The 22,043-nt window shown below is 70.5% G+C and carries 21 protein-coding genes; 9 read left to right on the top strand and 12 right to left on the bottom strand.

Features of this window, described 5'->3' with window-relative positions; all coding sequences use genetic code 11:
* Positions 1 to 85: 85 nt before the first annotated feature.
* From EDD33_RS11560 to EDD33_RS11550, 3 genes are all read right to left on the bottom strand, one after another.
* Positions 86 to 478 (bottom strand): hypothetical protein, encoded by a 393-nt coding sequence (locus EDD33_RS11560; protein WP_148077062.1) that lies wholly within the window; start codon positions 476 to 478, stop codon positions 86 to 88.
* A 224-nt stretch (positions 479 to 702) separates the two neighbouring features.
* A complete protein-coding gene (locus EDD33_RS11555) occupies positions 703 to 2,289 on the bottom strand; it encodes a hypothetical protein (protein WP_123390994.1) in 1,587 nt (528 codons plus the stop codon).
* A 1-nt stretch (position 2,290) separates the two neighbouring features.
* Positions 2,291 to 2,587, bottom strand: a complete 297-nt coding sequence (locus tag EDD33_RS11550) for a hypothetical protein (protein WP_123390992.1) — start codon at positions 2,585 to 2,587, stop codon at positions 2,291 to 2,293.
* Between the two features lie 1,258 nt (positions 2,588 to 3,845).
* Between EDD33_RS11550 and EDD33_RS11535 the strand changes: the two genes are divergently transcribed.
* Positions 3,846 to 4,514 (top strand): hypothetical protein, encoded by a 669-nt coding sequence (locus EDD33_RS11535; RefSeq protein WP_148077061.1) that lies wholly within the window; start codon positions 3,846 to 3,848, stop codon positions 4,512 to 4,514.
* A gap of 278 nt (positions 4,515 to 4,792) precedes the next feature.
* Entirely contained in the window at positions 4,793 to 5,926 is a 1,134-nt protein-coding gene (locus tag EDD33_RS11530) for a hypothetical protein (RefSeq protein ID WP_148077060.1), read from the top strand.
* A gap of 84 nt (positions 5,927 to 6,010) precedes the next feature.
* Here the strand turns inward: EDD33_RS11530 and EDD33_RS11525 are convergent, their stop codons facing one another.
* The gene (locus EDD33_RS11525; protein ID WP_246003477.1) at positions 6,011 to 7,033 is read right to left on the bottom strand and encodes a L,D-transpeptidase; all 1,023 of its coding nucleotides are present in this window, start codon (positions 7,031 to 7,033) and stop codon (positions 6,011 to 6,013) included.
* A gap of 1,058 nt (positions 7,034 to 8,091) precedes the next feature.
* Here EDD33_RS11525 and EDD33_RS11520 point away from each other — a divergent pair.
* Together EDD33_RS11520 and EDD33_RS11515 are read left to right on the top strand one after the other, a co-directional pair.
* Positions 8,092 to 8,598 (top strand): SigE family RNA polymerase sigma factor, encoded by a 507-nt coding sequence (locus tag EDD33_RS11520; RefSeq protein ID WP_211332521.1) that lies wholly within the window; start codon positions 8,092 to 8,094, stop codon positions 8,596 to 8,598.
* Positions 8,598 to 9,308: a hypothetical protein gene (locus tag EDD33_RS11515; protein ID WP_123390981.1), complete on the top strand. Its 711-nt coding sequence runs from the start codon at positions 8,598 to 8,600 to the stop codon at positions 9,306 to 9,308. Before EDD33_RS11520 ends, EDD33_RS11515 begins: the two co-directional genes overlap by 1 nt.
* 449 nt (positions 9,309 to 9,757) lie before the next feature.
* Here EDD33_RS11515 and EDD33_RS20015 read toward each other — a convergent pair whose 3' ends face one another.
* Both EDD33_RS20015 and EDD33_RS11495 read right to left on the bottom strand, forming a co-directional pair.
* On the bottom strand, positions 9,758 to 11,122 hold the full coding sequence (locus EDD33_RS20015) for a hypothetical protein (protein ID WP_170169793.1): 1,365 nt from the start codon (positions 11,120 to 11,122) through the stop codon (positions 9,758 to 9,760).
* Positions 11,123 to 11,503: 381 nt separating this feature from the next.
* Positions 11,504 to 12,958 (bottom strand): hypothetical protein, encoded by a 1,455-nt coding sequence (locus tag EDD33_RS11495; protein WP_148077059.1) that lies wholly within the window; start codon positions 12,956 to 12,958, stop codon positions 11,504 to 11,506.
* A 574-nt stretch (positions 12,959 to 13,532) separates the two neighbouring features.
* Here EDD33_RS11495 and EDD33_RS11490 point away from each other — a divergent pair.
* On the top strand, positions 13,533 to 14,153 hold the full coding sequence (locus EDD33_RS11490; protein WP_123390974.1) for a PepSY domain-containing protein: 621 nt from the start codon (positions 13,533 to 13,535) through the stop codon (positions 14,151 to 14,153).
* Positions 14,154 to 14,171: 18 nt separating this feature from the next.
* Here the strand turns inward: EDD33_RS11490 and EDD33_RS11485 are convergent, their stop codons facing one another.
* From EDD33_RS11485 to EDD33_RS11460, 6 genes are read right to left on the bottom strand one after another with little or no spacing between them, the layout of a single operon-like run.
* Positions 14,172 to 14,354, bottom strand: a complete 183-nt coding sequence (locus EDD33_RS11485) for a hypothetical protein (RefSeq protein WP_123390971.1) — start codon at positions 14,352 to 14,354, stop codon at positions 14,172 to 14,174.
* Positions 14,355 to 14,402: 48 nt separating this feature from the next.
* Entirely contained in the window at positions 14,403 to 14,837 is a 435-nt protein-coding gene (locus tag EDD33_RS11480; RefSeq protein WP_123390969.1) for a hypothetical protein, read from the bottom strand.
* A 34-nt stretch (positions 14,838 to 14,871) separates the two neighbouring features.
* Positions 14,872 to 15,267, bottom strand: a complete 396-nt coding sequence (locus EDD33_RS11475) for a Fur family transcriptional regulator (RefSeq protein WP_123390968.1) — start codon at positions 15,265 to 15,267, stop codon at positions 14,872 to 14,874.
* Positions 15,254 to 16,249: a metal ABC transporter permease gene (locus EDD33_RS11470; protein ID WP_123390966.1), complete on the bottom strand. Its 996-nt coding sequence runs from the start codon at positions 16,247 to 16,249 to the stop codon at positions 15,254 to 15,256. The genes EDD33_RS11475 and EDD33_RS11470 overlap by 14 nt, the downstream gene beginning before the upstream one ends.
* Positions 16,249 to 17,103 (bottom strand): metal ABC transporter ATP-binding protein, encoded by an 855-nt coding sequence (locus EDD33_RS11465; protein ID WP_211332520.1) that lies wholly within the window; start codon positions 17,101 to 17,103, stop codon positions 16,249 to 16,251. Before EDD33_RS11465 ends, EDD33_RS11470 begins: the two co-directional genes overlap by 1 nt.
* Positions 17,100 to 18,095, bottom strand: a complete 996-nt coding sequence (locus EDD33_RS11460; RefSeq protein ID WP_123390963.1) for a metal ABC transporter substrate-binding protein — start codon at positions 18,093 to 18,095, stop codon at positions 17,100 to 17,102. The genes EDD33_RS11465 and EDD33_RS11460 overlap by 4 nt, the downstream gene beginning before the upstream one ends.
* A gap of 96 nt (positions 18,096 to 18,191) precedes the next feature.
* Between EDD33_RS11460 and EDD33_RS11455 the strand changes: the two genes are divergently transcribed.
* The 4 genes from EDD33_RS11455 to dusB all read left to right on the top strand — a co-directional run bounded on the left by EDD33_RS11455 (position 18,192) and on the right by dusB (position 21,963).
* Positions 18,192 to 18,503 carry an antibiotic biosynthesis monooxygenase family protein gene (locus EDD33_RS11455; protein ID WP_123390961.1) on the top strand — a complete coding sequence of 104 codons (312 nt, stop codon included), beginning with the start codon at positions 18,192 to 18,194 and terminating at the stop codon, positions 18,501 to 18,503.
* A gap of 85 nt (positions 18,504 to 18,588) precedes the next feature.
* Positions 18,589 to 20,001, top strand: coding sequence for a glycine--tRNA ligase (locus tag EDD33_RS11450; protein WP_123390959.1), 1,413 nt, complete (start codon positions 18,589 to 18,591; stop codon positions 19,999 to 20,001).
* Positions 20,002 to 20,048: 47 nt separating this feature from the next.
* Positions 20,049 to 20,729 carry a hypothetical protein gene (locus EDD33_RS11445; protein ID WP_123390958.1) on the top strand — a complete coding sequence of 227 codons (681 nt, stop codon included), beginning with the start codon at positions 20,049 to 20,051 and terminating at the stop codon, positions 20,727 to 20,729.
* A 103-nt stretch (positions 20,730 to 20,832) separates the two neighbouring features.
* Positions 20,833 to 21,963, top strand: coding sequence for a tRNA dihydrouridine synthase DusB (gene dusB / locus EDD33_RS11440; RefSeq protein ID WP_170169912.1), 1,131 nt, complete (start codon positions 20,833 to 20,835; stop codon positions 21,961 to 21,963).
* The last annotated feature ends 80 nt before the right edge of the window (positions 21,964 to 22,043 follow it).

Genomic DNA, 22,043 nt, shown 5'->3' with positions numbered 1-22,043 from the left:
GCGACGAGCCTGGGGGCCGGGTCTCCCCGTGGCCACCAGGTCCTGCAGAGATGGCGCTGACCGGTCTTGCGGTGAGAACGTCAGATCATGTTGGTGGGGCGAGTTGCTTGGCGAAGTTCGGCACCTTGGACGAGCAGGTCGCGGTGAGGTACTGCGTCAGGGCTGCGTTGCCGTCCACGTAGTCCTCCACACGCGGCCCGACCTTGACGAAGAACTCCTCCAGGTCCTCGGCACCGTAGCCCTGCTTGCGCAGCACCGACCCGCCGATGGTCCACGTCTTCACGGCCCCCTCGGCGTTGCTGCGCTGGTCGGCGGGGAGCTGCCCGGCGAGCGCTGCGGCCAGGTTCCGCGCTCTCCCGATGCCGGCCTTAACGAACCCTGCGTCGGGTTTGGTCGGCGGAGGTTGCGCTCCGGTGAAGGCGGCGAGGACGTAGTTGTAGTCGCTGCCGTTGACGCACATCTCGCGCTGCGCGAACACCGCGGGGCTACCGATGTCGGTCTGCCCGCTCAGGAACGCATCCTGACCCGGCTCGTCGGTGGGGGTGGGCGACGAGCTCGGCGAGGGGCTGACGCTGGGCTCCGATGAGCCGGTCTCGGTCGCTGACCCCTGGCCAGAGCCTCCGCATCCGGTGAGCACGACCAGCAGACACGCCGAGACCGCCGCGGCGGGACGTGGGCGGCGACGACGTGCGCGTGGGTGAGTCAATTCAGCACCTTGTGGTAGCGGGCGTTCGGGCCGGCGCTCTCGGGTGCGCCGAGGAAGTTGTAGTCCCTCTGCTTGATCGTTCCGGTCTCGGAGTCAAGCCACCCGTAGGAGCTCTTGATGATGAACTTGGGGTCGTCGTCGGGGGCTTGGAGGTCTTCCTCGACATCGTAGATGCGGAGCAGTGCGCGGGTGCGGTCGCCGTCCTCGTGTGCCTCCAGGGTCAGGTCGTACAGCTTGGACTCGGAGTCGTTGAGGCGCTTGACCGTGAGCGCGGCGTCCCCGGCTTGGGTGAGCAGGTCCACTCCTCCTTGCGCGCGGCCGGCGTGGTCCGGGTGCAGGCCTGCGACCTCTGGTTGAGCCCACGGCGGCTTGTCGATCGGGTTGTCGCGCGGGTCGCCGAACGGTTTGCCCGGGCGGTCCAGGGAGTTGTCGTCGGAGCCGCCTGAGGGCGGTGCGTCTCCCAGGGTCGGGAACCCGCCGGCGTTCGTGGTCAGGTTGTCGCGCAGGTCCAGCCGTGAGGGGGTCGGGTCCGACGGCAAGGAGCCCCCGGCGAGGACACCGAGCCCTGCGGCGCCCTTGGTGAACTTGTCCAAGGGTGCGAGCCGGTCGACACCGGAGGTGTGGGCGATGGTGTGCCAGCCATCGTCTTGGCCGCGCAGGTCCACGACGCGGTTGGAGCCGGGTTGGGCGTCGCCGCCGTACAGGACGCCGTCGAGGTTCACCTGGGGCGCGACCAGGGGGTACATCCGGCCGTCTGGGCCCATGACCCCGCCACCCCCGTAGTAGCCGGTGCGATCGCCGGCGGGCTCGTTCTTCTGGTACCACTTCAGCGCGAACACCGGCAGACCCAGTGAGGCTCCCACGAGTGCGGACCACTGCGTGAGTGACAGCGGCCGCATCTGATCGGACAGGCGCCAGCTGTCGGGGAACGCGACCTGGAGGTTCGGGTTGTCTCCGCCGAGCCCGACGCCCACGACCGCTACGGCGGTCTCCGCGGCTGAGGTGGCGACAGCAGCCGGCAGCGTGATGGAGCTCAACGTGCGGGCGACCTCGACGTCGGTGGCCGCCGCGGCCTCGAGGTTGCCCTGGATCAGCTGGGTGTACCGCGCCGCCATCGCGGCTGCCTGGGCACGAGCCTGCGCCAGGGCAAGGGCCTCAGCCCGCTGCTGCTGGACCGGCTGCAACGCGGGCAGCGGCATCAGCGGGTTCTCGGGGGCGCTGATGGGTGGCGGGTGCGCGGTTCCGTCGTCGTCGACCGTGCAGCCCGCGCCTCGGGCAGCTTGTGCGCTCTCGGCGACGGTCTCCTGGGCTGCGGTGAGAGCAGCTGATCCCCAGGTGAGCGTCTGGCTTGTACGGGTCAACGTCTCGGCCAGGTCCTTGCCTGACGCGGCGTGGCGTTGGGTGGTGGCGGCCGCGGAGTCGGCGGCCCATCCCTCCCAGGCGTCGTTGAGTCGGATCTTGGCGGTGGCGATGTCTTCGACGCGGGTCAGCAGGTCGCGGGTGAGCGCGGTCAGGCTTTCCGCGCTCGCCCGGAGCGTGTGCGGTTGCCAGGACGCAACCTCGGACAGCGTCAGCGCTGGCATGTCACAGCGCCAGCCGGCGGAGCGTCGAACTGACTCCGTCGTCGATGGCGGCGTAGTCCGAGATAGTCGCGCCGGTCTTGCTGGCCAGCGCCACGGTGTCGACGGCGTACCCGGCGACCGCCGCGCCCAGAGAGAATGCGACGTCCTTCACGGCGGCGGTGGTCGCCTCGGCGCCAACGCCGTTACACGTCTCCAGCGCCTGGGCGACGTTGATCTCGCCGATCGCGGAACCGATGTCGTCCAAGTAGTCACGGGTGGCCATCAGCGCGGCCAGGTCGACATGGAAACCGGCTGTCATCAGCGCCCCCCAGGTGCTCTTCGTGTAATCGCCAGTGTGCCAAGTTCGCGCCGGTCGTAACCCCGGTTGGCGGTCTCTCGCCGACCCGTGTCTGCACACGTTCGTGGCGTCCGCGAAGACCTCGTTGGCCAGGCGAAGTTGCTCAGCGCAGGAGGACCGGAGCCCCGTCCTGCAAGCAGCTCATGGCCTCTGTCTCACCGACGGCCTCGAAAGCACCCTCCGGGGTGGCTCCGCACCCGGCGACGATCAGCACTGCGGCCGTCACCCTGGTGACTCCACCTCGCCCAGGCCAGACACCGACGCGGTAGCCGGCACTGACCCAGATGACGACGGCACATCGGTACAGGACGTTGACGTCGCTTTGGTGACGGTCGAGGACGGCCGCCTTGGTCTGGGCGGCCACGACTGGAGCACGTGGACGCCACTACAGAACGCAGCCACGACAGCTACGACAACCCCCGGGGGTGTACGCGGCGAGATCGGAAGGGCAGCTGATGTCCATCGGCATGGCGGGTGAACGCCGCGGCCAAGGCGTTCACGGTCGGCTGCGTGTCTACGCGCGTGGCCGGGGGAGCGGTGTCGGGGTTGGGTGAGGCGCTTCTGGACCGCGCCCTCGCGGACCCGGTTTGGCTCCAGGATCGGCTGGTGCTGACCCGGGGAAGCGTGAGTAAGCGCGCGACGGCCTGGGCGAGGGCCGCTTTCGGTCGTCGGCCTCTCGAGGTCGCCTGGGCGGGCTGCCATACCGCAGCCGAGGCGCGCGGCTGAGCACGCGATCATGGTCGATCTTGAGGACGCCGACCTCTGGAACAGGGCCCGTCCGCGGCGCACCTGACGCCGCGACGTCCCACGGTGTTGCCGGGTCGGCCCGTTGGTCCGGCGTACCGGTTGCAACCAGGTCGGCCGACTTGTCTCACCTACGGCACGGAACGACCGGTCGCTACAAGTTGGATCTACCGACGTACTCCGCGCCGGCAGCGCGGGAAACAGACGCTGCGTGTCGTCACACAGCCGCTGACCTACCACGCGCAACCGGTTCCGGGCGAGGGCTCGCGGTCCTTGCCCGAGGGATGAGAACCCGGTCTAGAAGCTGTCGACGACGGCCTTGGTGACCGACCAAACAATGCCCATGCTGGCGCTACTTCCCGGGGGTGAGGGTCATCCCGCGCCGTCTTCGTACGGCGTCGGGACGCTCACCACAGGAGCCAGCATGAACGTACGAAGCCTCACGCGCATCGGGACCGCCCTGGCAGGCGCAGCCGTGTCCACCCTCGCCCTCGCTGGCCCCGCGCAGGCCGCATCGGGCACCATCCTGGTCCCCGACGACTTCAACCCCACGTACTCCGACACCCGAGCCACCGGCCACTACGAGGTCCAGGGCGCCGGCCTTCGCGTGTTCACCGAGAGCAACACGAGCACCGACAAGGTCGCCGAGTACGTCGACACCAACACCCCGCTCGCGAGCACCGGAGAGCCCACCCTCGACTACACGCCGACCTCGGGCACCATCCCGCCCGGCTACCAGCTCATCGTCGACTTCGACGCCGACGGCACCAACGACGGCATCCTCGTCGGCGAGAAGGTCTACAACGGCACCTGGTGGCTGAACAACGCCGCCGACGCCGACATCAAGGCCGCCGCCCCGCACACCGGCGGCGGCTACGGCAGCCCCTACTACGGCACCCTCGACGAGTGGCGCGCGAACTTCCCCAACGCGATCGTCAAGGCGTTCGGCTTCTCGCTCGGCTCCGGCGTCAAGGGCGACGGCGTCATCAACTCGATCACCTTCGCCGGCACCACCTACACGTTCGCGAAGCCCGTCGTGCTGACCAGCAAGGACCAGTGCAAGAACGGCGGCTACAAGACCAGCACGTCCCCGGTCTTCACCACCCAGGGCGAGTGCGTTAGCTCGTTCTCCACCACCAAGTAGACCGACCGACTCTGCCCCGCGCCTCCTCGAGTGCGGGGCGGAGCCGCGTCCGAGGCGCCTGTAGACCCGTCAACCGCCGGGCGAGATCGCCCACCAGCGCGCGTCGGGCTGGGGTGCGCAGTCGGTCGTCGAACAGTTCCTGACCGTCGCCGCCCACAGTGGGCACGATCACGGCGCCCGCGCAGGTGGCGGCAATCCGGCCTCGGTGTCCATCGGCGCGAAGGAGGGGGACAGTGGACCCCATGCACCCGTCCCGACGCCGGACCCTGCGACCGGTCTTGCACGTCGCTACCGTCGCCGCGACGGCAGCGATCCTCGCGGCGTGCACCGGCACGGGCGCCGAGGACAGCGACAACACGGTCGGTACCGGCGGTGACCGGGTCGACGCGGACCGGATGGCCGAGGTCGCCGAAGACAGCGGCGCGAGCGCCGACGAGATCGTCGACGCCGGCCGCCCGGTCGACGCCGCCACCGGACCCGACCGCACCCACCTGATCACCTACACCGTCGACCCGCCGACGAGCGAAGGACGTTCCGCCAGCGCGTGGCGCCTCTACGACCACCGCGGCCGCGACCTGGCCACCGGGCTGTCCGAGGTCACTCTCGAAGGCGCCGCGACCCCGTTCGTGCGCGCGGTCGACGACGGCTACCTCCTCATCGGCCCCGCCGGCCGCGCGACGTTCCACATCACCGCGACCGGCACCATCCGCCAGGTCCGCGGCGCCACGTCGCGGCCCGCGGCCGCTGGTGACCTGGCCCCCATCTACGGTTCCGCCCGCCTGTACCGGCCCGAGGACCGGATCATGTTCACCCCCACCCCAGCTGCCGGGGACTGGCAAGGGTGGACCGTGACCGACGACGGCAGCTTGGTACGCCAGCTCGGCTACGCCGACGGCGAGATCCAGTTCCAGCGCTCTGCCGGCGGCAGCAGGTGGGAGCCCATCGCCGGGCACACGACCACACCCCGGACCTACGTCCCCTCCCTGAGCCTGACCGCCGTCGGCGACCACGTCGTCACAGCCCTCACTACCGAAGGCTCCGACCTCGAGCACGCGACCCTCGACGGGCTCTTGGTGCGTCGCACCGACGCACCCTCCGACGCCGCCTGGAAGTTCTTGCCCACCGACGTCCCTGGCGACGCTGACTCCGGCCGGGATCGGTGGTGGGAGCCGGCCGTGCGCACCCTCGACGACACGACCGTCGCCCTGGTGCCGACCGGCGAGTCGGCCGCCAATGGCACGTTGCTGGTCGACGTCACCACCAGCACCTGGACACGGCTGCCGGCACCAGGCACGGAGGGCGGCTGGGAGTACGAGTTCGAGGACGGTCGCATCTACGCCATCCACCCCGAGCGCAACCACACACGCGTCAGCACCGACCTCGGCGCGACCTGGACCCGGCTCCCACACTGACATCCCCAGCACGCCGACCGCTGGGGCCGGCCAGGCCCACCGTGTGCCTCGGATGCCAGACAGCGGCATCGACCCGCCGCGAGGTCAGCTGAGCGCCGAGCCTGCCCGATAGTCGCGGAACGAGGTGTTCCAGTCCCCGAAGCCGTTGGTGAGGTCCATGGGCTTGTCCGTCCCGACGTATTCGATGACGTCGCCCACGTTGGTGTTGTTGTACAGCCACTCGGCGTTGGCGGTGCTCATGCCGGTGCAGCCGTGGCTGACGTTGGCGCTGCCCTGGGAGCCGACTGACCACGGAGCTGCATGCACGAACTCACCGCTGTTCGTCAGCCGCATGGCGTACTCGACGTCGTCGAGGTCATAGCCGTCGGCGCTGTCGGGATCGATGCCCACTGTCGCGGAGTTCATTCGCTTGCTCCGGTACTTCTCGCTGATGACCTTGATGCCGGACCTCGTGGTGAACTTTGGCTGCTCCCCGGTCGTGATCGGGATCGTCCTGACCAGCTTGCCGTTGCGGAACACCTGCATCTGGTGGGTGGTCATGTCGACCTCACTGACCATCGCATCTCCGACCTGGAAGGTCATCCTTCGATCCTTCTGCCCGTAGATGCCGCTGCCGGCCGGCACCCCGCCGATGTCAGCCTCCACTGTCACGTCGGTGCCCGGGCGCCAGTACGCCTTCGGCCGCCAGTGCACCTCCTGACCGCTGACCCAGCGGAAGGCACCGGCCTGCGCTGGACGGCTGGTCACCTTCAGGTGCCGCTCGATCGATGCCTGATCGGTGACGGGGATGTCGAATCGGATGACGACCGGCATGCCGACCCCGACGGTCTGCCCGTCGGCGAGCGCGAAGCTGGGGTAGGTCTGCTCATCCAGGGTCAGCTCGCGTGTCCGGAAGACCGACTCGAAGGTGCCCTCCCGGCTCTCGGTGTCCGTGGCCGTGCTGGTGATCCGGTAACGCGAGTTCGCCCGCAACGGGGATCTGGCGGCCCAACGTGTCTTGTCCGGTGAGAGACGCCCCTCGATGCTCGAGCCCTCGGGGCCGGTGACTTCGACTGCCTCGAACGTGCCCGCCTCGACTCGCAGCCTCAGCTTGCGGTCGACGTCCACGTTCGTGGCACCGCGAGGGATGTTGCTGACGATCTTGGCGTTCGAGGACGCGCTGACCTGTGAGGTCGGACGCTCGGGGCCGGAGGAGGCGGTCCTGGGCGCGCTGCAGGCTGAGACCGCGGCGAAGGCCGCGGTGACTCCGAGGATCAACAGTCGTGTGCGTGAGGACCGGCAGGACATCAGTTGGCTCCATCATGTGAATGAGTGCTCGTGAGTTCGGATTGTGAGGCGAGAGTTCGTCGGGTCAGCGTCCGCTTGCCCTGCTGTCGGGCGGCGGGGTCTGCGTTCGGACTACGTCGGAGCGCGAGTCGGGCCGCTGCCGAGCGCGACACGCGCCGCAGCGGTGCTCGGCGACCGCCACTCGCCCGGTGTGGTTGTCGACACGCCCGTGCTGCTCGCTCCGGCACCCCCGCCTGGAAGCGCTTGGCCAGGGTGGTTCTGCGTCATGTCCTGCGCTGTGCGGGTCCCCGGTGAGAAGGAGCGAGGCTTTCTGCAGGGTCGCTCGGGATCCCCGGGATGGATCGCGCAGCTCACGGGCACCGCCAGCGAGCGCTCCTTCGGCATGATCTCCACACTTGCTACACGCCACGGGAGTTCGGATGGTTGCTCCGGTCCGGCGCGGATATCGCACCTTTTCGGGGTACGTCTCGACGGGAGCGGTGACCGCCGGACTTCGTCGGCCCGCCCCCGTGCTCGGCTCGCCCCGGCTGACGCACACCGCAGGACACTGACGCCACCAAGCGACCCAGTCCGGCCCTCTAGGCCGTCACTTTCGCGGCTCGGGGAGACCGAGTACTGCTGCGGCCGGGCCGAACTCACCTCGGCACCTGCGGCGACCCGCAGGTCGACCGAGTCTGCGGTCGCCCAGACGAGACCTAGCGCGGCAAGCCTGATGACGTCCTGTCTGCCGGGGTGATCCTCAGGCCCGCAGACACGCTTCACAAGTGCGAGCGGCTCCGGTATCGCTCACCGGCTCCGTCCACAGGCCTGGAACAGTGTGCCGCCCGACGCAACCTGCTGACCAGATCGGGCGCCTGTAGAGGTAGGAGGTGGTGCCGGTGCCGACGTTCGCCGATGCCGACGCGATGACGTTCGACGACTACGCGGCCACAGAGTGGCCATCGCTGTACCGTCGCGCCTTCCTCCTTGCTGGAAATCACGCAGACGCCGAGGATCTCGCCCAGCAGACCCTCATCAAGGTCCACGGCGCCTGGTCACGGGTGAGTCGGTCCGACGTCCCGGCCGCCTACGTCAGGCGCATCTTGATGAACACGTTCCTGTCCGCCAAGCGCCCCAAAAGGCGAAGGCTGGAATTGCTCATCGGCGACGACGCGCCCGAACCGGCCTCACCGCTCACTGCGGGTCCCGAAGAGCGGATGTCGCTGTGGCCACAGGTACGCCTGCTGCCGCCGCGGCAGCGAGCCGTCATCGTGCTGCGCTATTACGAACAGCTCAGCGAGGCAGAAATTGCCGACGTCCTTGACTGCTCCCGCGGCAACGTGAAGTCCACCGCCCACCGCGCGCTACAGAATCTGCGAACCGCTCTCGGGCAGGAGGAAAGCTGATGCACTCTGACCTCGAGCGCACCCTCGTCGGCGAGCTGGACGAAGTGGCCAGCAACCTCGTCGTCCCCCCGCTCCCCAGTCTGGAGGCGACCTCCTCTGGGCGACGGCGCTTGCGCGCTGTCCACCTCGGGCGAGGCGATCGATTCGCGCCCTTCCTCGTCGCTGCCGCAGTAGTGCTCCTCCTCGTGAGCGTCACGTTCGCCACCCCCGACCGCGATGAGCCGCCACGGGCGACGGCGCCGAGGGCCAGCCAGGAGCCGAACCTCCCCACGACGTCTCGCGCACCGGACGACCTGACTCCGCCGGCGGAGCCGAGGCTCATCTCCTACGACGGTGACGGGTCCGGCCGCGCGCAGGTCCGTACAAGGGCCGACGCGAACAACCTGGCCGGCGCGCCTGACTCCTTCAAGGAGTTCATCGGCCGCACCGCCGAACGACTCAGCCAGGGCGCCGCCTGTGACCAGGGCTTGGTCGGGGTGGGCGTCCAGTCGTTGCGCACCGACGGGTATGCGGTCGGCGCGGTCAACGACTGCGACGGCGGTTACGTCGCAATGTGGGCGATGGTCGACGGAGGGTGGACGGAGATCCAGGCCACCCAGGATCTGTGGAACTGCGCCGTGCTCGCGCAGTACCGGGTGCCGAGCGACATTGCCGGAGACACCTGCTACGACGACGTCGCGCGGGCCCAGCGCCCCTACCAGCGGTCCTGAACAAGCACCATGCCCCGAACCCCGGGCCGCGTGCGGCCTCCCCTGAAATGGGGAGACACCCCCGCTCCGGGGACCAACGTCGGCTCTGGCGGAAACTTGCGCACGTGCCGCGCGATCTCGCGATACGAGGGATCTGACGGCGCGTCCATGGCTCCATCGTCATCGCACGCGCAAGTCGATCCGGCCACGAGCGTGTCGGCCCGAACTGGTTCTCCGCGAGCGGGGCTCGCCAAGAGATGTGGGTCTCTAAGGCGGCAGGGAACTCGTCGGCCAAAACCTGGTCGACCTCGAGCTGCAGCAGGTGCAGCTCCGTTGCGTCGCTGAGACCGTGGGAACGGTGCTCGGCGCACCCGCTTGCGGGTGACGTTGCCCGGCGCGCGCACCAAGCCCTCGCACACGTGACCCGAACGCCAGGATGTCGGCGTCCGCGGCCCATGCCACGTGGTCCTCTATCCGGCTGGCACCGGTTCGAGGACCCGGATGGATCCGTTGTCGTTCGCGACAAAGCAGAGCTCAAAGTCGCGGCGGCCGAGCGACGCGGGCGTCTCGCGGTCGGCGAACGCGCGCAGATACGGCGTCCATCTCAGGAGTTCTCGTACCTCACCGGGCCGGTATCCGACCTTGTGCTGTCGTCGCGCCGGTGCCTCGATCTTCAGGTGCGCGAGGTCGGTCAGCAGGTGGACCATCCGTTGCTCGAGCTGGGCGAGGTCTGCGGTGTCCTCGGCGAGCGCGTCGTTGAACCGCGACAGCGACAGGCTCGCGTCGGCCTGCGTGTGCTCGGCGGCCTGCAGGATCGCGACCCGGCGCTTCATCGCGATCGCGAAGCTCGCCATCCGCAGCTTTGCCTCGAACTCGCCGCCGGCGGCTCCCAGGCCCGGGAACTCCGCCCTCAGCTCGTCTGGGGTCGCGGAGCCGGCGAACCCGGCGACCGCCCGTTCCCAGTCGCCGACGCGACGCTCGGCACGCGAGACGGCGGTGTCGATGCGGTTGACCGCGGAGTCCAGCCCGAGCGACAGCCCGAGCCGGCCTTCGTCAGCGAGGAGCGCGGTCGCTTTCGTGATCGCTGCGACGGCGCCGTTGAGCTCGTCGCGCTCCTCGTCGAGCGCGTCCGCCTTCAGCGTGTTCAGGATGTCCTCGACTCGTTCCAGGGTCCTGCGGCGCTGCTCCTCTGCGTAGATGCTGCCGGCCGTCGCGGCCAGAAGCAGGACGACTGGCGCTGCGGCAACGACCGCTCCGACCGCGCCCGCTGAGCCGAGACCGGCTGCGGCGGCCGCGCCGCCGGCGCCGGCGGCCCCTGCCGTGCCGGCGCCACCGGAGACCGGTACGAACCGGGTGTTCCCGACAATGCTCTTGGCGCCACGGACGGCTGAGTAGACCCCGCCGTCCTTGGCGACCATCTGTTTCGCAGTTCCCTGTGCGAGCTGGCTGGCGAGCCGTTCCGGTACGACCATCCGGTACAGCACCTCGGTGCTGCCAGCGGCGGCCTCGACGGGCGCGACCTGGCGGGTGGTGCCAATGATGTCGCCGAGCTGCTTGGCCAGCGGGGACCCGGCGGCGACCAGCCGGCCCCCCTGGGGGACATCGGGAAGTGCGAGCGCATACCGCTCCATCAGGACCGGCGGGTTGTCCGACATGGCGGCGAGCGCGACTCGGAGTCGCTGGAGCCGGTCGTGGTTCAGCTCAGCGGCGGTGCCTTGGAGACGCTGTACGAGAGCGTCGTCCCCGTCGCCGCCTGAGGACAGCGTCCAGTACGGCACTTCTTGCGGTTCGGCCATCAGCTTCTCCCCGTCGAATCTGGCGTGAGCCTCGGCCACGGTATCGGCTGGGCAACCGCGAAAGGTCGGTTCGCGGGTTCGTCTCAGGGTGGCCGTCTAGCTGCCGCCAGGAGTCCATTTGCCAGCCGGGTAAAACCTCGAGACGCTGCTGTCGTGCGCCGCCGAAGACACTTTGGCTAGGTTCCGCATTCACTTACTTGGCCTTCTTCGTCGGGCCGCGCCTGTGTCCTGCATGGGTAGGAGCGCCCACCAAGGGCTCTGCGACCAGAATGTCCACGGGCGACATCTCCGAGACGTTGGACGGCGTGGTGTTCAGATCCGTCGTGGACGCGCCTTGTTCCACAGGATCCGGTCAGCGCGACCCGGCACGTTACCGGTCATTCGTACTGCAACCGGGCCCAGCGCTACGACAGGCTTGGCCTACGTGATACCTGGCCAGGTCGCCCACGCATTCCAGCTGCTGTCAACGATGGGATTTCGCTTTCCTAGACCTTTGTATGCAATGTTGCCCAGGGAGCCGGTCGCGACGAGCGGGTTCTTCGTAGGCGTAAGGCTCTCAAGAAGTTGCGCACCGATGTCCGCCTCCGAGCTCAACTGCGCACAGGCGTTCTCTAACTCGTGCGACCACGCTATTGAGACCGGCAATACATCGCTGTTGAGCATCTCGTCGCGGAACGTCTCGCGCAGGTAGTACGGCTCCAGGGTTACGACCAAACCTAGGAGCGGCCGGTCCGTCGGCACAGCCGAAAAGCTGGGGTGACCGGCCCGAACTAGCGCAGCGGTGGTCTCGAGCTGACCAACCGCGCGCTCCACCTTGGATTTGAGGTCCTTCAACGCCTCGGGATCACCTAGACGGATCCCGTACAGCGGCCGGGCGCACTTGACCTCAACTAGCAACACCACCTCGTTGGTGATCACGATCCAGTCGCAACTCTGGCCATCCCCGGCCCCGGTCTTGTACGTGATCTCCGGAATCGCGGTCGCGTGTTGCAAGAGTTGAAGGTTGCGTCCCACGTAGTCCTCGAATGCGCCACCCAAGGCTGTGGTGAAAGTCGACCCCCACGCGTTCTGCCCTACGTACCACAGCCCGGTCGAACTGACCTTGTCAAGCACCAGATGGGGCGCCGGACCGACGAGGTCATCACCGAAGTTGATCAGGGGGGCCGCGCTGAGCGAGTTGAACGACCACTTCTCCCATCCGTCCCGCTGGGCTGCACGGCAAATGCGACCGTGGTCAGCGAAGTCCTTGACGAAGTGCCGGTCGATGACGGCGAAGAGGTCGTCCGGGCTCATGGTTGCCCAGATCGGCCGGACGTTATCTCCCTTCAGCACTTCGCGCGAGACCTGCCCCTCGTTCTGGAGCATGGCGACGTGCAAGGCAAACCCCGTGCGCATGAACCCGTCGAGGTCCACGCCCAGCTCGGCAGCCCAGTCTGCTGGGGCTGGAAGAGTCGGGTGCTTCGCCCGCGCGTCGACGAATAGGCTGTACGCCCGGCTGAGGTTCTCGAAGGACGACCACTGGGCGCCGAACTGCTCGAATGCGATCGAGGCCATCAGCACGCTGACGTCCTTCTCGCCGGCAGCGAGAACTGCCGGCGTCCACATACGAATCATCTCGTCGCAAAGCACCCGAACCTGCGCCGAGCTCACTCCGCTGCGGCGGACGCGTGCTCGTATTCTCCTCGCTTGGGTGGCCGAACCGTCCGGCCAGACCCCGGAGCGGGTCTCCGCGAGCACCGTACGAGCCAGTCCGGCGAACGTGAACGGCGTCTCCGGTGCTCTCATGCCTTCGCGCTCTACGAGCCGACGATGAGTCTCGGCAGCAGCCATCCGGGCGATCTCGCGCAGCAGTGGCTCTGGCGGGAACTTGCGCACGTGTCGCGCGACCTCGCGGTACGAGGGATCTGACGGCGCGTCCATCACTTCATCGTCTCCGGACACTCAAGAGGATCTGGCCGCGAGTGTTTCCGCCAGAGGTGTTTGATGGTCGCAGTGTGTCGCCTAGAAGGAAGACGCCGACTTTGTGCCCCCCGCGAGAAGGGTTTTCTCGAACGTCGGGACCTTCTCACGACAGCGACGTTGGCCCGACGTCTCCGACCTTCACATGGCCGGGCGCGAACAATGTGCTTGGAGGAAGTAACGTTCCGTCACTGGACGGCCGGCAGGCCAACCACCGTCTCACCCTCGGGGCAACGGGTGCTGATTCTGCAGAGCAGGGGTGCAAGTCCTAGATCGCGTTAGCAGTTTCGGGGCGCTGGCCTGGCCGTTCTTGAATCAACGAACACCCCACCATCACCACAGCCCTCTCGAGGAGACGCCCCGCGGCCACCGGCCCGGGGCGTCTCGCACGTCCGCGCCCGACCGACGACCAGCACGGCGTCCCGGTGGATGAGAGCCCTCTCATCGGGTCCTCACGAACGGCTCACCGCTGCTCGCCAGCATCGTCGCCATGACGACGACCCTCCGCGCGACCGCTGCCGCCGCCCTCGCCGCCCTGGTCCTCACCGGCTGCGGCGGCGACCCCGCTCCCTCGGACGACGAGCGCCGCGAGGCCGAGGACGCCGCGCTGGCCGCGGTCGGGTCGGGGCGCGTGACCGACGTCAGCGTCGGGGACGAGGACGACCGCTACGCCTTCGAGGTGGAGGTGGAGACCGAGGAGGGCCAGGACGTGGACGTCGAGCTCGACGACTCCTACGAGGTCCTCGACCAGGCCGGGCTCGACGAGGACCTCGCACCGGCCGGCGGGGACCCGTCGACCACGCCCAGCCCCAGCCCCGGCGACGACTCCAGCGAGGACTCCACCGACGACTCCAGCGACGAGTCCGGTGACGACTCCGGCCCGCGGGCCGGCTCCGGGCGGGTCGACGACGACACCCCGCTGCGGGGCGACGTACGCCGCCAGGCCACCCGGGCCGCGCTGGCCGAGGTCGGCGGCGGCCGGGTCACCGAGGCGACGTACGCCGACCGCGACGAGGACCACGCCTACGAGGTCGAGGTCGAGCGCGGCAACGACGACGACGTCACCGTCGAGCTGGACCGGCGCTACCGCGTCACGCAGGTCGAGGACTGAGCCTCGGGCGGAGCGGGCTCAGCCGAGGCCGACGGTGCGCAGCAGCCACTCGACGTCGGTGTCGAACTCGCCACGCTGGTAGGGCAGCGGCCCCGGGTCCTGGGTCGCGACCATGTCCTCGGGGGCGATCGGGTCGGGGAGCCGGGCGTACTTGCTCGGCGACGCGACGGTCGGCGACGGTGCGACGACGGGCTCGGCCATGGCCACCTCCAGGGGGTGGGTCCAGGGTACGCCGCGCCGGGCTGGTCGTCAGGTGACGCACCCTCCGGTGCCGCCCACCGAGGCGGTGCCGGTGCCGGCGTCGAGGATCAGGACCAGCTGGGTGCCGGCCTTCTGGAACAGCACGGTGCTCGTGCCGCGGTAGGTCACCGCCCACCCGCGGCTGGTGTAGCGGTCGCGCAGCGGGTTCCCGGCGACGGCCCGGGCGGCGTCACCCACCTCGACGCGGACGCTGTAGGCGACCTGTCGCCCCTCCTCGCCGCCCCGCTCGCAGGTGAGGAGCTCGTCGCGCGACGGGCGGGCTCCCGAGCCGACCTGCGCGGCCAGGTCGTCGACCTCGGCGCGGGCCGCGTCGGCGGCGTCCTGGACCTGCCGCCGGTAGCCGGGGTCGTCGACGTCGGGGCCACCGCACCCGGTCGCGGCCAGCAGCCCGGCAGCGAGCAGCAGCCGGGCGCGGGGTCGCATGCGTCCGACCCTAGGCGGGCGGACCGAGCACGGGTCAGCAGTCGGCGCAGGTGCCGAAGATCTCCAGGGTGTGGCTGACGTCGCGGAACCGCGACTCCTCGGCGACCGCGCGGGTCCACCGCTCCACGGCCGGCCCCTCGATCTCGACCGCGGTGCCGCAGGACCGGCACACCAGGTGGTGGTGGTGCGAGTCGCTGCACCGGCGGTAGCTGCTCTCGCCGGCCTCGGTGCGCAACGAGTCGACCTCTCCCGCGTCGGCCAGCGACTGCAGCGTCCGGTAGACCGTCGAGAGGCCGACCTGCGCCCCCGCGGCGTCGAGCTGGGCGTGGATCTCCTGGGCGGTGCGGAACTCCGCGCCGCTCTCCAGGGCCGTCATGATCGCCCGCCGCTGCCGGGTCGGCCGGCCCAGCGTCGACTCAGTGCTCGTCATAGTGGCGTCCGTGGGCGGCGTGGCGGTGGCCGTCGTGCACGTAGTCGACGTGGTCGCCGTGCTCGACGGCGACGTGCCCGCAGGCGGGTCCGTGGTCGTGCGGGTGGGGGTCGGTCTCCTCGTGCGTGGCGGGGTCGAGCTCCACGAACGGCGCCCGCAGCCGGGCCCGGTGCCGCAGCCAGGCACCCACGGGCCAGGTGGCCACGAACCCGGCCAGCGAGAGCAGCACGATCGCCGGTCCCGGGGCGACGGTGGCGGTGCTCGAGAGCAGGGCCGAGACGGTGAGCCCGCCGACCGAGGCGGCGGCGCCCAGCACCATGGCGGCGGCCAGCGTGGTGCGGAAGGTGCGGCTCAGCTGCTGGGCCGTCGCGACCGGCACCACCATCAGCGCCGCCACGAGCAGCAGCCCGACGGTGCGCATCGCGACGGTGACAGTGACGGCCGCGAGCACCGCGACGAGCAGGTTGTACGCGCGGACGCGCAGCCCGGCCACCCGGGCGAACTCCTGGTCGTGGGCGATCGCGAACAGCTGCGGGGCCAGTCCGATCGCGCACAGCACCACGACGGCCGCGAGCACCATCGTGACCAGGATGTCGGCGACTGCGATCGTGGTGATCGCCCCGAAGAGGTACTCCTGGAGCCGGGCCGTGCTGTTGCCACCCAGCCCCGAGATCAGCACGCCGCCGGCGAGGCCGCCGTAGAACAGCAGGGCGAGCGCCACGTCGCCGTTGGTGTGGCCCAGCTCGCGGACCAGCTCGATCGCGACGGCGCCCAGGATCGCGACGGCGACCGCGGTCCAGGTCGGCGAGGTGCCGGTGAGCAGGCCGAGCGCCACGCCGGTGACCGCGACGTGGCCGATCCCGTCGCCCATCAGCGCCATCCGGCGCTGCACCAGGTAGGTGCCGATCGCGGGGGCGGCGAGGCCGGTGAACAGCGCGGCGATCAGCGCCCGCTGCATGAAGGCGTAGGAGAACAGGTCCATCAGCCACGCTCCAGCGGGCCCGCGACGTGGGGGGCGTGGTCGTGGCGCCCGCGCTGCCCGGGGGCGCCGGGCGGGTGCTCGTGGGCGGCGTGGACGTGGTGGTGGTGCGCGTGCGGCTCGCCGAAGGTGGCGTCGTGCACCTCGTGGTCGCCGAGCGGCGCCCCGTCGTAGGCCACCCGACCGTCGCGCATCACCACGGCCCGCGTCACCAGCGGCGCCAGCGGGCCGAGCTCGTGGGCGACCAGCACGATGGTGGCGCCGCGGTCCTTCAGCCGGCCCAGCGCCGCGGCGAGCGCGACCTGGTTGGGCAGGTCGACCCCCGCGGTCGGCTCGTCGAGGAAGAACAGGTCGGGCTGCCCGGCCAGCGCCCGCGCGATGAGGACGCGCTGCTGCTGGCCGCCGGAGAGCTGCGAGATGCTCTCGCGCGCCCGGTCCGCCAGGCCGACGACCTCGAGGGCGTCGTGGATGGCGTCGCGGTCGGCGCGGGAGAGCGGGCGCAGCAGCCGCCGGTGGGTGAGCCGCCCGGCGGCGACGACCTCCCACACCGAGGCGGGTACGCCGCTCCCGGCGCCGCTGCGCTGGGGGACGAAGCCGATGCGCTGCCGGTCGGCCAGCTCCTCGGGGGCGTGGCCGAAGACCCGCAGCCGCCCGGTGGTGAGCGGCAGCAGCCCGGTCAGGGCGCGCACGAGGGTCGACTTGCCCGAGCCGTTGGCGCCCATCAGGGCGACGAAGTCGCCGGTGCGGACGGTGAGGTCGATGTGACGCAGGACCGGGCGGCCGCCGATGGCGACCGCCCCGCCCTCGAGCCGCACCGGCAGCTCGGGGTCGTCCGTGGTGGTGGGGGAGGTGCTCACCGGCACCCGTTGGCCTTCTGCAGCGCGGCGAGGTTGGACCGCATCAGCGAGAGGTAGTCGTCGTCGGCGGTCTGGTCGGACAGGCCCTCGACCGGGTCGAGCACGGCGGTGGCGACACCGGCGTCACGGGCCAGCGACTCGCTCAGCCGGGGGCTGACCAGCCGCTCCGAGAACACGGTCGTGATGCCGTCGCTGCCGATGAGGTCCTGCAGGCGGGCGAGGTCGGCCGGGGTCGGCTCGGCGCCGGGGGACAGGCCGGCGATGGGCTCCATCGTCAGACCGTACTTCTCCAGGTAGCCGAACGCGTCGTGGGAGACCACCACGGTGTCGCGCTCGCAGTCGGACAGCCCCTCGTCGTACGCCGTGTCGAGGTCGGTCAGCTCGTCGCGCAGCCGCCCGGCGTTGGCGGCGTACTCGTCGGCGTGGTCGGGGTCGACCTCGGCCAGCTTCTCGGCCACCGCGTCGGCGAGCCGCGCCATCCGCGCGGGGTCCTGCCAGAAGTGGGGGTCCACGTCGCCGTGGTCGTGGCCCTCCTCCTCCTCCTCCTCGGAGTGGCCCTCCTCGCCCTCGTGCTCGGCGTGCTCGGCGTGCTCCTCGGCGCTCTCGCCGGCGTGCTCCTCGCCCGCGGGCAGCAGCTCGACCACGTCGGCGGCGTCGACGACCTCGCCGGTGGCGTTCTGCCCGACCGAGTCGTCCACGGCCGGCTGGAAGCCGGACTCCACGACGAGCAGGTCGGCGTCGACGATCCTCGCCGTCTCCGAGGGCGGGATCTCCAGGTCGTGCGGCTCCCCGCCCGGCTTGGTGAGGTTGTCGACCTCGGCGCGGTCGCCGGCGACGCGCTGGGCGACGTACTGGAGGGGGTAGAACGCGGCGACCACCTGCAGTCCGTCACCGCCGCTCGCGCCGGCGCCGTCGTCGGAGAAGGCGGCGCAGCCGCTCAGGGCGGAGGCGGCGAGGAGCGTGCCGGTCAGGGCGGTGGGGATCGAGCGCATGACAATGATTCTCAGTTCCAATGAGAATCATTGTCAAACCGAGGCCCCGCGACGGGCTCGGCCGCCGACGTCGCGGACCGACGTACGCTGCGGCACGTGCTGGTCGTGAACAGGTTCCGGGTGGACGAGGACGACGCCGCGTTCCGTGCCGACCTCGAGGCCGCCCACGCGGTGCTCGCGCAGCAGCGCGGCTACGTCTCGGGCGACCTCGGTCGCAACGTCGACGACCCGACGCTGTGGGCGATGGTGACGCGGTGGCGCGACGTCGGGAGCTACCGCCGGGCGTTGTCGACGTACGACGTGAAGGTCGGTGCCGTGCCGCTGCTGAGCCGTGCCGTCGACGAGCCCTCGGCCTACGAGGCACTGGACGGCGAGCTCAACGAGTGGCGGCCCCGAGACCTGGGCTGAGCACGCCGCCGCGCGTCGTTAGGGTGGACCCTTCGCCCATCGCAGCCAGCGACCGGGCCCGCTTCCTGACCCAGGAGTCCCACCCGTGGCCAAGCCGCCCCCCACGACCGTCGACCACGTCGTCTCGCTCGCCAAGCGCCGGGGGTTCGTCTACCCCTGCGGCGAGATCTACGGCGGCACCAGGTCCGCGTGGGACTACGGCCCGCTCGGCGTCGAGCTCAAGGACAACATCAAGCGGCAGTGGTGGCGCCAGGTCGTCCAGGCCCGTGAGGACGTCGTCGGCCTCGACTCCAGCGTGATCCTGCCGCGGGAGACCTGGGAGGCCTCGGGCCACGTCGCGACCTTCAGCGACCCGCTCACCGAGTGCCAGTCGTGCCACAAGCGGTTCCGTGCCGACCACCTCCAGGAGGAGGCGGCCGAGAAGGCGGCCAAGAAGAGCGGCGCCGAGGTCGACCCCGACCAGGTCTCGCTCGCCGACCTCGCGTGCCCCAACTGCGGCACGCGCGGCGCCTGGACCGAGCCGCGGCAGTTCTCCGGCCTGCTCAAGACCTACCTCGGCGTCATCGAGGACGAGAGCGGCCTGCACTACCTGCGCCCGGAGACCGCGCAGGGCATCTTCCTCAACTTCGCCAACGTCGTGACCAGCTCGCGCCGCAAGCCGCCCTTCGGCATCGCCCAGATCGGCAAGAGCTTCCGCAACGAGATCACGCCCGGCAACTTCATCTTCCGCACCCGTGAGTTCGAGCAGATGGAGATGGAGTTCTTCGTCAAGCCCGGCGAGGACGAGGAGTGGCACCAGTACTGGATCGACGAGCGCACCCGCTGGTACGTCGACCTCGGCATCGACCCGGACAACCTGCGCCACTACGAGCACGCGCAGGAGAAGCTCTCGCACTACTCCAAGCGCACCGTCGACATCGAGTACCGCTTCAACTTCGCCGGGTCGGAGTGGGGCGAGCTCGAGGGGATCGCCAACCGCACCGACTTCGACCTCAAGACCCACTCCGAGCACTCGGGCACCGACCTGTCCTACTTCGACCAGGCCGCCGGCGAGCGCTACCTGCCCTACGTCATCGAGCCCGCGGCGGGCCTCTCGCGCAGCCTGATGACCTTCCTGGTCGACGCCTTCACCGAGGACGAGGCGCCCAACACCAAGGGCGGCGTGGACAAGCGCACCGTGCTCAAGCTCGACCCGCGCCTGGCCCCGGTCAAGGTGGCCGTGCTGCCGCTGAGCCGCAACGAGGCCCTCACCCCCAAGGCGCGCGCGCTGGCCACCGAGCTGCGCACCCTGTGGAACGTCGAGTTCGACGACGCCGGCGCGATCGGCCGTCGCTACCGCCGTCAGGACGAGATCGGCACGCCGTACTGCGTCACCGTCGACTTCGACACCCTCGAGGACGGCGCGGCCACGGTGCGCGAGCGCGACGCGATGTCGCAGGAGCGGATCAGCCTCGAGGGGCTGCGCACCTGGCTGGGGGAGCGACTCCTCGGCTGCTGAGCCGGTAATACCGCCCGGAGGGGCGGGCGTGCGGGCACAATGACCGCGTGCCCACGCCCGCCCGACCGACCTCCCGACGGACCCCTCGACCGGCCGCCCGACTGGTCCTGCCGCTCCTCGCGCTCGCCCTGGTCGCCGCCGGGTGCGGCGGCGGGTCGTCGGCCGGTGACGAGCCGTCCCGGGCGTCCGCCACCCCCTCGACCGACCTGCCCACCGGCGACGTCGAGATCCCCGAGGGCGTCACCCCCACCAAGGCCGGCACCGAGCTCGCGTTCGGCGAGACCGCGACGGTGGCCTACGAGCCCAACACCTCCAAGTCCTCGGTCCTCGAGCTGACCGTGCAGAAGGTGCAGACCGGCCGGATCGGCGACCTGTCGGCCTTCCAGCTCGACGCGACCACCAGGAGGACGACGCCCTACTACGTCACGGTGCGTGTCGAGAACGTCGGCTCCGGTGACCTGGGCGGCGCGGCCGTCCCGCTCTTCGCGGTCGACGGCGCCGACAGCCTGATCCAGCCCTCGTCGTTCACCAGCGAGTTCGACCGCTGCCCGTCCACCCCGCTGCCCGCGAAGTTCGGCGAGGGGGCGAGCACGAGCGGCTGCCTGGTCTACCTCGTGCCCGACCGCGGCGAGCTGACGGCCGTCAGCTTCCGGCCGCTGCAGACCTTCGAGCCCATCACCTGGGACGGCAAGGTCCTCCCCGCTGCGAGGAAGAAGGCCCGCCGCTGACCTCGGTCGGCCGATTTGAGCGGCTCCGGTCCGGGGCCGCACACTGGTCCGCGTGACGACGTACGCCCCCGAGGACGCCCCCGCGACCGCTGCCGCCCCGGTGCTGCCGCCGCTACGGCTCGGCTCCCTCGAGGTGGCGACCCCGGTGGTGCTCGCCCCGATGGCCGGCGTCACCAACGCGGCCTTCCGCCGGCTCTGCGGCGAGCAGGGCGCTGGTCTCTACGTCTGCGAGATGATCACCAGCCGCGGGCTGGTCGAGGGCGACGAGACCACGACCCGGATGCTCGTCTTCGACGAGGCCGAGGAGGTGCGGTCGGTGCAGCTCTACGGCACCGACCCGGCCTACGTCGGCAAGGCGACCGAGATCCTCATCAGCGAGCACGGCGTCGCCCACGTCGACCTCAACTTCGGGTGCCCGGTGCCCAAGGTGACCCGCAAGGGCGGCGGTGCCGCGCTGCCGTGGAAGCGCCGGCTCCTCGCCGAGATCCTCGAGGCCGCCGTGACGGCCGGCGAGCGTCACGGCGTCCCGGTCACGATGAAGACCCGCAAGGGCATCGACGAGGACCACCTGACCTACCGCGACGCCGGCCGGATCGCCCAGGAGGCGGGGGTCGCCGCCATCGCGCTCCACGGCCGCACCGCGGTGCAGGGCTACTCCGGCACCGCCGACTGGGACGCCATCGGCGACCTGGTGCAGCACGTCGACATCCCGGTGCTCGGCAACGGCGACGTCTGGGAGGCCTCCGACGCGCTGCGGATGGTCGAGCAGACCGGGGCCGCCGGCGTCGTGGTCGGCCGCGGCTGCCTGGGACGGCCGTGGCTGTTCCGCGACCTCGCCGACGCGTTCGCGGGCCGCAGCACGACGACGTTGCCGACGCTGGGCGAGGTGGCGGTGATGATGCGTCGCCATGCCGAGCTGCTCGCCGGGCAGCAGCAGAGCGAGGAGTGGGGCTGCAAGGAGTTCCGCAAGCACGTCGCGTGGTACCTCAAGGGCTTCCCCGTCGGCGGTGACCTCCGTCGTGCGTTGGCCCTGGTCAGCGGCCTGGACGAGCTCGACGCGCTGCTCGCGCAGCTCGACCCGGCGGCGCCGTTCCCGGTGCTCGAGCTGGGCACGCCGCGAGGGCGACAGGGGTCCCCGCGCAAGGGTGTGGCGCTGCCCGAGGGCTGGCTCGAAGACACCGACGGCACCTTGTGCGTGGTCCGCGAGGACGCCGGTGAGACCACCGGGGGCTGACCACCACGGGCGGCTCCGAGGGCCCTCCGACGTGGCGAGGCTCACGCCGCGGCCTGGGGACCTCGATTGGCCTCGGGCGC

It is taken from the genome of Nocardioides aurantiacus (assembly GCF_003752505.1).
Lineage (GTDB): Bacteria > Actinomycetota > Actinomycetes > Propionibacteriales > Nocardioidaceae > Marmoricola > Marmoricola aurantiacus.
This window is presented reverse-complemented; position numbering and strand designations above follow the sequence as displayed.